The sequence below is a fragment of the Streptomyces sp. NPDC048383 genome (assembly GCF_040651775.1).
GTDB lineage: Bacteria > Actinomycetota > Actinomycetes > Streptomycetales > Streptomycetaceae > Streptomyces.
In genome coordinates this window covers 34814-48518 of the sequence record NZ_JBEZKS010000030.1, presented here as the reverse complement: position 1 = coordinate 48518, position 13705 = coordinate 34814, and the positions used below count along the sequence as shown (strand labels likewise).

Genomic DNA, 13705 nt, shown 5'->3' with positions numbered 1-13705 from the left:
GTAGAGGCGGGGGGCTTGGGCGTCGCCGGCCGGGGTGACGGGGGCGTCCGGGCTACGGCCAGAGCAGTTCGCGTACCCAGCCCGTGCCGTCGGTGGGACGGCGGTAGCGCAGGCGGGTGTGGCGGCGGGCGGCGTCACCCTGGAAGAACTCCACCTCCGTCGGGGTCAGGACGTACCGGGTCCAGGTCGGTGCGGGCGCGTCCGGATCCGTACCGGCCCGCTCCCAGGACTCCGCCGAGACCCGCGCCAACTCGGCGGTGGAGGCGAGCACTTCGCTCTGGCGCCCGGTGAGCGCGGCGGCCAGCGCCCCGCGCGAGCGGACCGCCAGGTCCGCCCGGCTCTCCTCGGGCCCGCAGGCCGTGACCGGGCCCCGGACGCGGACCTGCCGGCCCACCAGCGGCCAGTAGAACCCGAGGGCGGCCTCCGGGTGGGCCGCCAGCTGGACCCCCTTGGCGCTGGTGGCGTGCGACGCGAAGTGCCAGCCCCGGTCGTCGGCCTCGTGCAGCATCAGGGTCCGTACGTCGGGCCGCCCGTCGGCGTCCACCGTGGCCAGGCTCATCGTGTGCGGCTCGGGCTGCCCGGCCCGCGCGGCCCCGACGAACCAGTCCCGGAACAGGGGCAGGGGCTCGTCCGGCGCGGCCTCGGCGTCGAAGCGGGGAAGCGGGGTGTCCCACACCCGCAGGGAGTGCAGGGTCTCGTGGAAGTCGCTGGTCATGGGACCAGGTTAGGGCGGGGGTGGGGGTGTGCGGGGTGTCCTTGATCGGGATCAGGGAGGGGTTTGGGGGTCCCCCAAAAGAACGGTCACGGGGCAGAAGCGGCAGGGGCGGGTCCCCCAGGGGCGGGGCGAGGGGAGGGGCGCCGGCCGGTAGGGCATACGGGCACGTCACAGCACCTCTCCACGCCCGGCAGGCGGGTGTGTGCAGAACCTTTTACCCTCTCCGGACCGGTAGGACCGGCCCGGGGAGCGGGTGGGCGGGCCGGACCCTCCGGCTGCGCCCCCGCAGCACCGTCCGCGCGGTCCGAGATCTGCGCGAGCGGGCCCAGCGTGTCGGCATGCTGAAGGGCTGACCCTTCTGCCCGGCCCCTCGTCACGTCACTGAGGGGCCGGCGCGGCGCTGAGAGACGATGAGGCCGGCGGGAAGCCGCCGAACCCGCTCCGGTTCCGCTGACTTGGGCCCGGCCCCCTCACCCCCGCCCCAGGATCACCGTTCCCGAGGAGCAGAACCAGCCTCCCGTGCCCGAGGCGAGGGCCACCTCCGGGAGGTGGCCCTCGCGTCTGCGGACCTGGCCGGGGCCCGATTCGCCTCGCAGTTGGCGTACCGCTTCGACCAGGAGGAACAGGCCGCGCATGCCCGGGTGGCAGGCCGACAGGCCGCCGCCGTCCGTGTTGACCGGGAGGTCGCCCTCTCGGAGCAGGCGGCCCTTCTCGACGAAGGCTCCGCCTTCGCCCTTGGAGCAGAAGCCGAGGTCCTCCAGGGTCACCAGGGTCATGTACGTGAAGGCGTCGTAGATCTCGGCGAGGTCCACATCGGCCGGAGTGAGGCCCGCGCGGGCGAAGGCGAGGCGGCCCGAGACGGCGGCGGGGGAGACGGTGAAGTCCTCCCACTCGGACATGGTCGTGTGCGAGACGGAGGTTCCGGCGCCCAGCACCCAGATTGGGGCCTTCGCCGTGTCCGGTACGTAGTCCTCGGCGGCCAGGAGCACGGCGCAGCCGCCGTCCGAGCGGATGCAGCAGTTCAGCTTCGTGAAGGGGTCCGCGATCATCTCGGACGACAGGACCTCGTCCACGGTCAGCGGGGTGCGGAACATCGCGTCGGGGTTGGTCGCGGCGTTCGCGCGGGCCTGGACGGCGACGGAGGCGAGCTGTTCCAGGGTGGTCCCGTACTCGTGCATGTGCCGGCGGGCGGCCATCGCGTACTTGGAGATCAGCGTGTGCCCGTACGGGACCTCGAACTGGAGGGGGCCGCGGGCCCCGAAGGAGAGGTTCGCGGTGCGGCGGCGGGCCTTGATGTCGGCGCGGGCGGTGGATCCGTAGACGAGGAGCACGGCGTTGGCGTGGCCGGCGGCGATGGCGTCCGCCGCGTGGGCGGCCATGACCTCCCAGGTGGAGCCGCCGACCGAGGTGGAGTCGACCCAGGTCGGGCGCAGGCCGAGGTACTCGGCGACCTCGACCGGGGCGAGGGTGCCGAGGCCGGCGGAGGCGAAGCCGTCGATGACGGAGCGGTCCAGGCCGGAGTCGGCCAGCGCCCTGCGGGCGGCCTGCGCGTGGAGGGCGTACGGGGTCGGGCCGTCGACCCGGCCGCAGTCGGAGAGTGCGACGCCGACGACCGCGACCCGGCGGCGGGGCGTGGGGGAGGAGGGGAGTCGGGGTGGTCCAGACGGTCCAGGCATGAGGCGACGGTATATCTGACGGTACGTCAGACGCCAGACGCCAGACGCCAGACGCCAGACGCCGGACGCCGGACGCCGGACGCCGGACGCCAGACGCCGGACGGCGGACGGCGGACGGCGGCGACCGCCCGCCCGGTCCGCCCCGATCCGCTCCACGCACCCCCGGCCTCCGCACCTCCGATCCCCGGCCTCCCGCGCCCCGCACCCCCGGCCCCCGCACCCCCGGCCCCTGCACCCCCGGCCTCCGCCCCCCGATCCCCGGCGACTCCACCCCCCTCCTGTTCTCTTTCGTCGCGCCCGTCCGCGACGTACGGCTGACGCGGGCGGCGTTCCGGGGTGGCTACGGTCGGCGCATGACTTCCTCCTCGTCCTCCTCGTCCCCCTCCGCCTCCTCCGGCGGTTGGTCCGGGGTGCTGGGTGTGCCCGGCGGCGCCCTGCTGGTGGCGGGCGCCACGGGGCTGCTGCACGAGTGGTTCGGTTTCATCCGCTTCCTGGGGTTCACCCGGCACCTCATTCCCGCCGGTCACGAGGTCCTCGGCTACGCGCTCATGACCTTCGTCGGCTGCGTCCTCCTCGCCGGCGCCGAGGCGGTCCGGCGGCGCGGCCGCGGCTGACCCGCGGGACCGGCCGCACACCCCGCCCGCACACCCCGCCCCTCGCCCCCGTCCCCACCTCCCCGCCGAACCCCCCGTCGCCCACCCCTGTGCATCTCGACGCCGCCGCCCTAACATGACGGCCCGTCAGATACGGGGAGGAGCCCGACGATGGACGCCGCCTTCACCGCGGAGCAGGACGAGATGCGCCGCACCCTGCGCGAGATCCTGGGCAAACACTGCGGCCCGGACGAGGTCAAGGCCGCCGCCCGCACCGCCGCCGGACACGACCGCGAGCTGTGGCAGCGGCTCGCCCGGCAGCTCGGCCTGCCGGGCATCGCCGTCGCCGAGGAGTACGGGGGCGTCGGGTGCACCCCCGCCGACCTGGCGCTCGCCTGCGAGGAGACCGGGCGGGCGCTGCTGCCCTCGCCGTTGCTGGCGACCGCCGTACTGGCGGCGCCCCTGATCACCGCCCTCGGCACCGCCGCCCAGCGCTCCGCGCTGCTGCCCGCGCTGGCCTCCGGGGAGCTGGGCGCCGCGCTCGCTGTCCCGGGTCCCGCGCTGGCCACCGCGCTCGCGCTGACCGGCGACAACACCCCCGGGGAGTGGGCCGGCGGCGGCCGGGCCGGCGGGGTGCAGGCCCGCGCCGACACCGCCGCCGCCCCCGACGGGTGGCGGCTCTACGGGGAGGTCGCGCAGGTCCTGGACGGCCACAGCGCGGGCCTGCTCCTGGTCGCGGCGCACACCGGCGGGTTCGCCCGGAGCCGGACCCTGCTGTTCCTCGTACGGGAGGACGCGCCCGGCCTCGTACGGTCCCGGCAGACCACCCTCGACGAGACCCGGCCGCAGGGCCGGATCCAACTGCGCGACGTGCCCGCCGAGCTGCTCGGGGACGCGGACGGGGAGGGCGGCGTGCTGTCCGCGCTCGCCGCGACGGGGCGCACCGCCGCCACGGTCCTGGCGGCCGAGGCGGTCGGGGCGGCGGACCAGGCGCTGGCCCGCACGGTGGACTACGTACGCCGGCGCGAGCAGTTCGGCAGGGCCGTCGGGTCCTTCCAGGCCGTCAAGCACCGGCTCGCCGACCTGTACGTACGGGTCCAGGCGGCCCGTTCCGCGGCCTACTACGCGGCCTGGGACCCGGAGCAGGGCCCGCTGGCGCTCGCGCAGGCGCTGGAGGCGCTGCGGGTGACGGCGGGCGAGGGCATCCAGCTGCACGGCGGGATCGGCTTCACCTGGGAGCACGACGCCCACCTGTACTTCAAGCGGGCGGCGGCCGACGAACTGCTCTTCGGTCCGGTCCACCGGCTGCGGGCGCACGCGGCGCACACCTCGGGCCTGTTCGCACCGCCCGCCGGAACGGGCGCGACCACCACCCCCACCACCACCCCCACCGAACCGGAGAAGGCGGCCGTCTGATGGCAGTGGCTCAGGGCGTCGGCGTGAAGCTGATGCAGAAGGTCTCCTCGACCATGCTGTTCGCCAGGATCGCACCGCACTTCATTCCCGCGCTGGACAAGGCGGTGCACCGGCTGACCCGCGGCAAGGTGCTGCTCAGTGCGCGGATGCTGCCGGGCGTGATCCTCACCGCGAAGGGCGCGAAGAGCGGCGAACCGCGCACCACGCCGCTCGCGTGCATGCCGCAGGACGGGGGGACGAGCTGGTTGTTGATCGGTTCCAACTTCGGCCGCCCCGGCCACCCGGCCTGGACCGGGAACCTGCTCAGGCATCCGGACGCGGACGTGAACTGGCAGGGGCGGGACGTCGCCGTACGGGCCCGGTTGCTGGAGGGGGCGGAGCGCGCGGCGGCGTGGCAGGCGGTCCTGAAGTTCTGGCCGCCGTACGCGACGTACCAGGCGCGCATCGACCGCGAGATCAGGCTTTTCCGTCTGGAGCGGCGCTGACGGGAGCGCCGGCGGGGGCGGGCCTGTACGGAAGACGGTCCAAGAGGTCGGAGCCGTCGGAGCCGTCGAAGCCGCCAGGTCGCGGGGTCGGGAGGTTCGGGCAGGTCGGAAGCGCAGGCCAGGTCAGGAGGTTCGGGCAGGTCGGAGCGCAGGCCGGGTCGGAGGGCAGGGGGGAAGGGCGGGTCGGGCAGGGCGGACCCCCGGGTGGGCCCCCGGCGGTCCCCGGGAGGTTCCGCCGCTACTTGGTGGGCTTCTTGCCGGTGATGCCGAGGTGGACGAGCAGGGCCAGGTTCGGCTTGAGCTCGGCCTGCTTGACGCCCCAGGTCTGGAAGCCCTTCTGGTGCGAGGCGACCGCGGCGAGCATCGCCACCAGCGAGCCGGCCATCGCCGCCGGGCTGAGGTCCTTGTCGACCTTGCCCTTGGCCTGGAGCTCCTTCATCGACTCCGTGAGGGAGTTGGTGACGGAGTTCAGGATCTTCATGCGGATCTTGTAGAACCGCTTGTCGCCCTCGGCCGCGCCGAGGTCGACGACCCTCAGGATCGCGTCGTTGCGCCGCCAGAACTCCAGGAACCCTTCCACGAGTTCCTCGGCGGCGGCCCAGCCGGCCTTGCCGACCCAGTTGCGGCCCTCGACGAGCGCCGTCAACTGGGCGCCCTCCGTGGCCATTTCCTCGGCGATCTCCAGGACGGCGCCTTCGACGTCCGGGAAGTACTGGTAGAAGGTCGCGGGGGAGGTGCCGGCCTTGCGCGCGACGTCGATCACCTTGACGTCGCGGTACGGCGAGGAGCTGAGCATCTCGCTGAGGCAGTCGAGCAGCTTCTGCCGCGTCGCCTGGCCGCGCCGGCCGGCGACACGCCCGTCGACGGTGCGTACTTGTCCTGTCATGTCGTCAGCTTACCGAGGGGGGATGGGCGCGCTATTCGGCCGCCTGCAAATGGGGTGACGAGGCCCCCGGCCTGCGCGGGAGCGCCCGCGCGCGGTCCGCGGGGGCGGAATTCGGCCGGGCGCGGGCCGCTCCCGCGCGGGAGCGGCCCGGCTCCGCTGTGGGGACGAGCCGGGCCGTACCGTGGGATATCCCCCGAATAGTCTTATGAACAGGCTGTGGACAACTTTTCGGGCGGATCATTGCGGAGAGGTGTGCACCACCGCGATCTCCACGGACATCGCAAACCGCAACATAAGCCACCTGACCCCCGGCTCCCCGCACGACCCCGCGCAACGGAAGGACCCGGCTCATGGCCGCATTCGCGGAAGGCTCGCCCTGCTGGGTCGACGCCTCGCTCCCCGACGTCGAAGCGGGCAAGCGCTTCTACGGTGAGCTCTTCGGCTGGACCTTCGGGGACGGCGCGGGGGCCGCGTACGGCCACTACACGCAGGCCTACAGCCGCGGTCGCAACGTCGCCGCCCTCGCCCCCAAGCCCGACGGCCGCATGCCCACCGTCTGGGGCGTGTACCTGTACACCTCCGACGCCTACGCCTGCGCCGCCCGCATCCGCGCCGCCGGCGGCCAACTGGTCATGGACCCGCAGCCCGTCGGCCCGTACGGGACCGCGGCGATGGCCGCCGACCCCGGTGGCGCCGTCTTCGGCCTGTGGCAGCCGGGCACCCACCACGGCTTCGACGCCCAGCGGGAGCCCTACACCTACTGCTGGTCCGAGGTGTACACCCGGGCCCGGGACGCCGTGGACGTCTTCTACGGCCGCGTCTTCGGCTACGTCGCCGAGGACCAGGACGACCCCGCGACCGGCGACGAGTACCGCGTCTGGTCGCCGCCCGGGAGCGTCCCCGGCAGCGACACCGCCGTCCTGGGGCGCAGCCCGATCACCGACGCCTTCCCCGAGGTCATGCCCGCCCACTTCCTCGTGTACTTCGCCGTCCCCGACTGCGACCAGAGCGTCGCGACGGTGCGCCGGCTCGGCGGTCGGGTCACCGCCGATCCCTTCGACACGCCGTACGGCCGGATCGCCGTCGTCGCCGACAATCAGGGGGCCGTCTTCGCCCTCCTTTCGGAGCCACGTGTGAAAGCCCACCCGGAGCCGGGGCCGGACCAGGCGCGGGCCTGACAGAATCGAGGTTGCGCGACTCCTGGCTGTGCCGGGTGAGACGCTGCACGGAGTGGGACGCCGCCCCGGCGGGCCGGTGCCCGAGGGCGGGGCGCGGTCCCGCGAAGGACGCCGCACGGGCAGACCGCCGTGCCGGTGCGCGTGCCGATGCGTGTTCCTGCGTACCGGTGCGCGCGGGTAGGGAAGAACGGGTCCGGCGGGGACCCGTACGGGGAGGTGTGGAGGCGAGTGGTGGAGCAGCTGACGCAGCACGACCCGAGACGGATCGGCCCCTTCGAGGTGCTGGGACGGCTCGGCGCCGGCGGCATGGGGCTGGTCTATCTCGCGCGGTCGGCGTCCGGACGGCGCGTCGCGATCAAGACGGTGCGCACCGAGCTCGCCGAGGACCAGTTGTTCCGGGTGCGCTTCACGCGCGAGGTCGAGGCCGCGCGCGCGGTGTCCGGGTTCTACACGGCGGCCGTCGTCGACGCCGATCCGCGGGCCGCGGTGCCGTGGTTGGCGACCGCGTACGTCCCGGCGCCCTCGCTGGAGGAGATCGTCAACGAGTGCGGGCCGATGCCCGCGCAGGCCGTGCGCTGGCTCGCCGCCGGGATCGCGGAGGCGCTGCAGTCCATCCACGGCGCCGGCCTGGTCCACCGCGACCTGAAGCCGTCCAACGTCCTGGTCGTCGAGGACGGCCCGCGCGTGATCGACTTCGGCATCGCGAGCGGGGTCTCCAACACCCGCCTGACCATGACGAACGTCGCCGTCGGCACGCCCGCGTACATGTCGCCGGAGCAGGCGAAGGACTCGCGGAGCGTCAAGGGCGCCAGCGACGTCTTCTCGCTGGGCTCGACCCTCGTCTTCGCCGCGACCGGGCATCCCCCGTACCACGGGGCGAACCCGGTCGAGACGGTGTTCATGCTGCTGCGCGAGGGCCCCAACCTGGACGGTCTGCCCGAGGAACTGCGGCCGCTCATCGAGTCCTGCATGCAGATGGACGCCACCCAACGGCCCACCCCCGCCGACCTCCAGGCGCAGCTGGCCCCGCACCTCTTCGAGGGCGGAGACGAGAGCGGTACCGCGTCCGCGTGGCTGCCCGAGCGGGCCGTCGCGATGATCGAGGCCCGGCGCGCGGGGCACCGTACGCCGCCCGCGCCCGTCGTCCCCGCGCGCGGACCGGTCCGCGCTCCGGCCGCCGGGCCCGCCTCCGGCGCGGCCACGCACCGCAGGCCGCGCGGCGCCGCCGACCCGTGGGTGGACCCGCGGACGGGGCAGGCCGCCCCGCCGCGCCCGGACCGACCGCCGGTACCGGCCGCGCCCGGTGACCCCGTACGGCTGGGCGCCTCCCCGGTGCCGATCGGGCCCGGCCCGCGGGCGACCGCGGCGGCTCCGGTCGGGTACGCGGGCGCGCACTCGGCGACGGACTGGGTCCGCCCGCCGCACGGCTCCCCGGCCCCCTCGGGGGTCGTTCCGGGGCCGTCGGGGTCTCCCGCGTCCTCCGTGGGGACCGTTCCGGCGCCCGGTCCGTCCCCGGACAGCGGCCGTTGGCGGCCGTGGCGCTTCCGCATGTCCAACGAGGTCTGGGGCACCCCCACCGTCGCCGGTGACCTGCTGTACGTCACCTCCTTCGAGGTGCACGCGCTGGACGTCGGCAGCGGCCGCCGCCAGTTCAAGACGCGGGACGTCGCCTGGTCCATGGCGGTCTCCGACGGGCGCATCCACGCCTCCGACGGGCCCTCCCTGTACGCGCTCGACGCCGCCGACGGCGCCGAGCGGTGGCGGCTGTCCACCGAGGCCTGGGTGTACGCGCTGCGCGCCGACCGGGGCACCGTGATCACCGCCACGCGCGGCGGCGGCGTCCAGGGCTGGGAGGCCTCCAACGGCCAGAAGCTGTGGGAGCTGACCGGCGCGCAGAGCGACTTCGAGACCCCGGAGGCCGCCCCCGTCCTGCACGAGGGCACCGTCTACGTGTGGCAGGACGCCCGGCTGCGGGCGCTGGACGCCCGCTCCGGCCAGGAGGCCTGGTCGTACCCGGTCGGGGACGCGGCGTCCTGCGGCAACGTCCCGGTCCGCGTCACGCCGGCCCCCGACGGCAACGTGTACGTCGCCGCCGGCACCCGCGTCCTGTCGGTGGACCGGGCCTCGGGCCGGGTCCGCTGGCACTTCGAGGCCCCGGCGGTCTTCCTGGCGCCGCCGGCGTTCGCGCCGGGCGCGGCGGTCACCGGGGGCGGCGTCTATCTCGTCGACTACCTGGGCACCGTCTACGCCCTGGACGCGGCCAACGGCAAGGACCGCTGGCGCATCGCCACCGAGCCGCGCCCCTCGGGGGACGCGGTCATCGTGGCCAACGGCAACGTCCACCTGGGCGCCGGCAGCGCCCTCTACACGCTCGACGCGGTGACCGGCACGCCGAAGTGGCGGTTCGCGGCGGGCGGCGGGATCACCGGCGCGCCGGCGGTCGCGGACGGCCGGGTCCACTTCGGTTCGGCGGACCACTGCCTGTACACCCTGGACGCGGCGGGCGGCCAGCTCCGCTGGAAGCTCGCCACCGGCGGGGAGATCACGGGCGCCCCGGTCGCGGAGGCGGGAGTGGTCTACGCGTGCAGCAAGGACCGGTGCGTCTACGCCCTGGACGCGGCCAAGGGCACGGGCACCCGTACGGGCGGATGACCTGCGCGGACGGCGGGGCTGTGGCCCCTCCAGCTGCCCCACGGCACCGGGAGTGACAGGATGGACCCCATGAGCAACGTTTTCTTCGACATCAACATCAACGACAAGCCCGCGGGCCGCATCGTCTTCGAGCTCTTCGACAAGGTCGTTCCGCAGACCGCGAAGAACTTCCGCGAGCTGGCCACCGGCCAGAACGGCTACGGCTACGCGGGCTCCGGCTTCCACCGCATCATCCCGCAGTTCATGCTGCAGGGCGGTGACTTCACCAACCACAACGGCACCGGCGGCAAGAGCATCTACGGCGAGAAGTTCGCCGACGAGAACTTCGAGCTGAAGCACGACCGTCCGTACCTGCTGTCGATGGCGAACGCGGGCCGCAACACCAACGGCTCGCAGTTCTTCGTCACCACCGTCGTCACCTCCTGGCTCGACGGCAAGCACGTCGTCTTCGGCGAGGTCGTCGAGGGCCAGGAGCTCGTCAAGCAGATCGAGGCCCTGGGCTCCCAGTCCGGCGCCCCCAAGGCCAAGGTCGAGATCGCGGCCTCCGGCGTCGTCGACGCCGCCTGACCCACACCGTGCCGGTCGGCCCCGCCCCCCGTCGAGGGGGGTCGGGGCCGCCGCCGTTTCCGGGGACCGGTGGGGGCGGGTACGCGGCGCGGGGATCCGGGGTCCTGAGCCCGGGGGCGCCTACGCGCGGGGGTCGCGCGGGCCCGGGTCCTGCGGACCGGGGCCGTACGGGCCGGGGCCCTGACCGGGGTCCTGGTCGGGGTACTGCGGGCCGGGGCCCTGGCCGGGGTACTGGGGCCGCGGGTCCTGCGGGCCCGGGTGCTGCGGGCCCGTGCCGTACGGGCCCGGGTGCTGCGGGCCCGTGCCGTACGGGCCCGGGTCCTGGGGTCCGGGGTCCCGCCGGGGGCGGTCGTCCGGGTGCCAGGGTTCGGTCTGCGGGGTGACCGGCCGGTCCTGCCAGCCCGTGACGGCGCCGGGCGTACCGGCGTCGCGGGGCAATGGGCGCCGGTCGCGGCGGACGCGGCCGCGCATGACGAACGCGCCGAGCAGGATCAGCGCGCCGCCGGCGAAGGCGGTGGCGACGCCGGGACCGAGCCCCTGACCGTCGCCGCCGACCGACAGGCTGCCGGCCGCCTGGCCCTGGCGGACCATCCACAGCACCGCGAAGCCGAGGACCACGATCCCGGCGAGTGCCATCAGCAGCCGCGAGCGCAGGACGGTCGCGGCCAGCGCGAGGAGGGCGGCGCACAGGAAGGGCAGCATCAGCGAGCCCAGCAGCGCGGCCCCGTCGGGGGTGATGCCGGAGCCCGAGAACAGCTCCTCGACGCGGTAGTCGCGGCCCCGTCGGCCTTCGTACCAGGCGCGGTACGGGCTCCACAGGGCGGCTGCCGCGCCGGCCAGACCCATCAGCGAACCGAGGACGTTGCGGATCATGCCCGGCCTTCCGGGTAGACGTCGTGATCGGCAACGCTACTGCCGGGTCCCGGCCCCCGCACGCCGGACGGGGCGGGCGGGGGTCGGGGGGCCGGGGGGCCCGTGTCAGGACTTGGAACGGGCCGTTTCGACGCGGGCGCGCAGGGCGTCGTTCATCGCGGTGAAGTCGCGGGCGGTGTTCGCGAGGAGCTTGCCGAGGAAGGGCACCAGCAGGCCGCCGAAGCGTTCGCCGTGCTCCAGGCGCGTGGTGCGGCCCGGGCCCTCGGACAGCCGGAGCCAGTGCTCGCGGTCGAACAGGCCGCGGATGAGGAACCGGCCCTTCCAGCGGAACTCCACGGCCGGGTTGACCACGAGGACCGTCGGGTGGAAGGCCGTCGGCTTCCCGCCCCGCGAGTACAACGTCAGATCGAGCCGCGCGCCCGGCACGGTCTCGCCCAACGCCTGGCGGATGTACGGGTTCCAGGTGCAGTAACGGGGCAGGTCGGTCAGGGTCGCCCAGACTTCTTCGGGCGTCGCGTCGATGACGATCTCGGTGGCGATGGTGCGCACTGGTGCCGTGCTCCTCATGGTGGTCGGTGCTCACCGAAGGGACGCGGGGAATTGCGGCCGGCCGCCGGGTTCGGTCCGGGGATGCAACCACGAATTCGCCGGTCAGGGGCCGGTCGCGGGGGCGTCTTCGCTGGTGGCGAAGAGAGCGGAGGGGGGCGTTCCGGCCGTGGGGTGGCGAATGCCGATACGTCGGGCGGCCCGTCGGGGGTCGCCGCGGGCCCTCCGGCGCCCGGTGGCGGCTGGTAGCGTCGCGCCGTCCTACAGGGAGGGGTTCGCGACATGGTGACCGGAAGGGGCAGCCGCATCAGGCTCGCCGCGGTACTCGTGGCGGTGGTCCTGGCGCTCACGGGATTCTCGTCGAGCGGCGGCAGCGGCGGCGGAAGCGGAAGCGGCGGCAAGAGCAAGAGCGGGGGCGGCTGCTCCAGCTCGAAGAGCAAGTCCAAGAGCAAGAAGACCCACAGCGGCGGCGGCAGCGGCGGCGAGAGCAGCCCGACCGCCTCCCCGTCCCCGCTCGGCACGCCGGCGACGGCCGTGGTGATCACCTGCGTCGGCGCGGGCAAGCCGTCCACGACCGTCGAGGTCACCTCCCGACTGGACCGCACGGCCACCTTCGAGGTGACCGTGGACCGGACGGGCGCCGCCGGCGCGCTCGTCGAGACGGCCCGCGCGACGGTGACCCTGGAGGCCCGCCGGACCGGCACCCTGGTCATCGCCCTGGTCGCCGCGCAGCGGGGCGCCGAGGTGACGGACTGCCGGATCACCTCGGTCGTCGAGGTGCCGTCGTCCGCCTCGCCGTCGCCCAGCGCCGGCGCCACCGACACGGACGACGACGGCTCCAAGCGGCGGACCAAGCCGCCGGCGAAGCCCACCAAGCGTCCCCGCAGCTGATCAGCGCAGGCGGAACTCCGCTCCGGGCCGCCGGGCCCCGAAGAGTTCCGCCTGCCGCTCCGGGGGCAGGTTGCCCAGGCCGATCAGGGCCGGGGCCTGGTCCAGGGCCTGCTGGAGCGCGGCCCGTTTCGCCGACCACAGGGCCCGTACGGTGCCCTGCACGGCCTCCGTCGGGTACCCGGCCAGGGTCCGCGCCGACCGCAGCGCCGCCCCGAGCAGTTCCTCGGGCTCCGCGAGCTCCGAGACCAGGCCGATCTCGTAGGCCCGCCGCGCGGAAAGCCGTTCCGCCGTGCCCATCAGGGACATCCGGGCGACCTCCCCGAAGGGCATCCGCTGCGCCATGTAGACGGCCTCGTAGGCGCTGACCATCCCGTACGAGGTGTGCGGGTCGAAGTAGGTGGCGGTGGTGGAGGAGACGACGAACTCCGATTCGCCGAGCAGGTAGAACGCGCCGCCGCAGGCCATCCCGTTGACGGCGGCGACGACCGGCTTCCACAGGTCGCAGGTCTTGGGGCCGATCCCCAGCAGCGGATCGTCGAGCGAGTACGGGGACGCCGGCTGCGTCACCTCGGCGGAGCGGTCGATGCCGGTGCAGAACGCGGCGCGGCCCGCGCCGGTCAGCACCACCGCGCGGACCTCCTCGTCGTGGCGCAGCTCCCGCCAGAGCGCCGTCAGCGCGGCGGCCGTCCCCAGGTCGACGGCGTTGTGCCGGTGCTCCCGGTCGAGGGTGACGACCGCGACCCCGGTGTCCCCGTCCCGCTCGACCCGGGGCGTCACGGCTTCTCCAGGATCCAGCGGGGCACGCTCATCCCGCCCGTCCGCGTGAACGCGACCTGGACGCGGGCCCCGATGCGCAGCCGCGCCGGGTCCACCGAGTCGAGGGGCGCGTCGGCGGAGGTCACCAGGTTCCCGGCCAGCCGGATCAGCGGATCCTCGACGAGCTCGACGAGGATGACGTTGTACGGGGCCTGCGCGGCGTACGCGGGTAGCAGCGGCGGGTGCGGCCGTACCCAGGACCAGATCCGGCCGCGTCCGCTCATCGGGCGCCACTCGCTGTCGAAGGACTGGCAGTGCGGGCAACACGGCCGGGGCGGGAAGCGCAGCCGGCCGCAGCCGGCGCAGGCCTGGACGCGGAGTTCGCCGCGGTCGGCGTACTCCCAGAAGGGGGCGCCGTCCGCGTCGGGGACGGGGAGCAGCAGTGCGTCGTCGGTGGCGGTCATGGCGGGG

The 13705-nt window shown here is 74.5% G+C and carries 14 protein-coding genes; 7 read left to right on the top strand and 7 right to left on the bottom strand.

Annotation, left to right across the window (positions count from 1 at the left end; genetic code table 11):
* Positions 1-52: 52 nt before the first annotated feature.
* On the bottom strand, positions 53-715 hold the full coding sequence (locus AB0D46_RS21065) for a pyridoxal 5'-phosphate synthase (protein ID WP_362879448.1): 663 nt from the start codon (positions 713-715) through the stop codon (positions 53-55).
* A gap of 470 nt (positions 716-1185) precedes the next feature.
* A complete protein-coding gene (locus AB0D46_RS21060; RefSeq protein WP_362879447.1) occupies positions 1186-2391 on the bottom strand; it encodes an acetyl-CoA acetyltransferase in 1206 nt (401 codons plus the stop codon).
* Between the two features lie 353 nt (positions 2392-2744).
* Between AB0D46_RS21060 and AB0D46_RS21055 the strand changes: the two genes are divergently transcribed.
* The 3 genes from AB0D46_RS21055 (at position 2745) to AB0D46_RS21045 (ending at position 4885) form a co-directional block, all read left to right on the top strand.
* On the top strand, positions 2745-3005 hold the full coding sequence (locus AB0D46_RS21055) for a hypothetical protein (RefSeq protein ID WP_362879445.1): 261 nt from the start codon (positions 2745-2747) through the stop codon (positions 3003-3005).
* Between the two features lie 150 nt (positions 3006-3155).
* A complete protein-coding gene (locus AB0D46_RS21050; protein ID WP_362879444.1) occupies positions 3156-4400 on the top strand; it encodes an acyl-CoA dehydrogenase family protein in 1245 nt (414 codons plus the stop codon).
* Positions 4400-4885 (top strand): nitroreductase family deazaflavin-dependent oxidoreductase, encoded by a 486-nt coding sequence (locus tag AB0D46_RS21045; RefSeq protein WP_362879442.1) that lies wholly within the window; start codon positions 4400-4402, stop codon positions 4883-4885. The genes AB0D46_RS21050 and AB0D46_RS21045 overlap by 1 nt, the downstream gene beginning before the upstream one ends.
* 238 nt (positions 4886-5123) lie before the next feature.
* Here the strand turns inward: AB0D46_RS21045 and AB0D46_RS21040 are convergent, their stop codons facing one another.
* A complete protein-coding gene (locus tag AB0D46_RS21040; protein ID WP_281208757.1) occupies positions 5124-5771 on the bottom strand; it encodes a TetR family transcriptional regulator in 648 nt (215 codons plus the stop codon).
* A gap of 350 nt (positions 5772-6121) precedes the next feature.
* On the opposite strand from AB0D46_RS21040, the gene AB0D46_RS21035 reads away from it, so the two are divergent.
* From AB0D46_RS21035 to AB0D46_RS21025, 3 genes are all read left to right on the top strand, one after another.
* On the top strand, positions 6122-6949 hold the full coding sequence (locus AB0D46_RS21035) for a VOC family protein (protein ID WP_362879440.1): 828 nt from the start codon (positions 6122-6124) through the stop codon (positions 6947-6949).
* 228 nt (positions 6950-7177) lie between these two features.
* Positions 7178-9601 (top strand): PQQ-binding-like beta-propeller repeat protein, encoded by a 2424-nt coding sequence (locus AB0D46_RS21030; RefSeq protein ID WP_362879439.1) that lies wholly within the window; start codon positions 7178-7180, stop codon positions 9599-9601.
* Between the two features lie 69 nt (positions 9602-9670).
* Positions 9671-10168: a peptidylprolyl isomerase gene (locus AB0D46_RS21025; protein ID WP_362879437.1), complete on the top strand. Its 498-nt coding sequence runs from the start codon at positions 9671-9673 to the stop codon at positions 10166-10168.
* A 120-nt stretch (positions 10169-10288) separates the two neighbouring features.
* On the opposite strand, the gene AB0D46_RS21020 is transcribed toward AB0D46_RS21025, so the two are convergent.
* Together AB0D46_RS21020 and AB0D46_RS21015 are read right to left on the bottom strand one after the other, a co-directional pair.
* The gene (locus AB0D46_RS21020; RefSeq protein WP_362879435.1) at positions 10289-11041 is read right to left on the bottom strand and encodes a hypothetical protein; all 753 of its coding nucleotides are present in this window, start codon (positions 11039-11041) and stop codon (positions 10289-10291) included.
* Between the two features lie 105 nt (positions 11042-11146).
* On the bottom strand, positions 11147-11590 hold the full coding sequence (locus AB0D46_RS21015) for an SRPBCC domain-containing protein (RefSeq protein ID WP_362879434.1): 444 nt from the start codon (positions 11588-11590) through the stop codon (positions 11147-11149).
* A gap of 279 nt (positions 11591-11869) precedes the next feature.
* Here AB0D46_RS21015 and AB0D46_RS21010 point away from each other — a divergent pair, with 279 nt between their 5' ends.
* Positions 11870-12478: a hypothetical protein gene (locus AB0D46_RS21010; protein ID WP_362879432.1), complete on the top strand. Its 609-nt coding sequence runs from the start codon at positions 11870-11872 to the stop codon at positions 12476-12478.
* On the opposite strand, the gene AB0D46_RS21005 is transcribed toward AB0D46_RS21010, so the two are convergent.
* Both AB0D46_RS21005 and AB0D46_RS21000 read right to left on the bottom strand, forming a co-directional pair.
* Positions 12479-13255, bottom strand: coding sequence for an enoyl-CoA hydratase/isomerase family protein (locus tag AB0D46_RS21005; RefSeq protein WP_362879431.1), 777 nt, complete (start codon positions 13253-13255; stop codon positions 12479-12481).
* On the bottom strand, positions 13252-13698 hold the full coding sequence (locus AB0D46_RS21000) for an OB-fold domain-containing protein (protein ID WP_362879430.1): 447 nt from the start codon (positions 13696-13698) through the stop codon (positions 13252-13254). The genes AB0D46_RS21005 and AB0D46_RS21000 overlap by 4 nt, the downstream gene beginning before the upstream one ends.
* Positions 13699-13705: the final 7 nt, after the last annotated feature.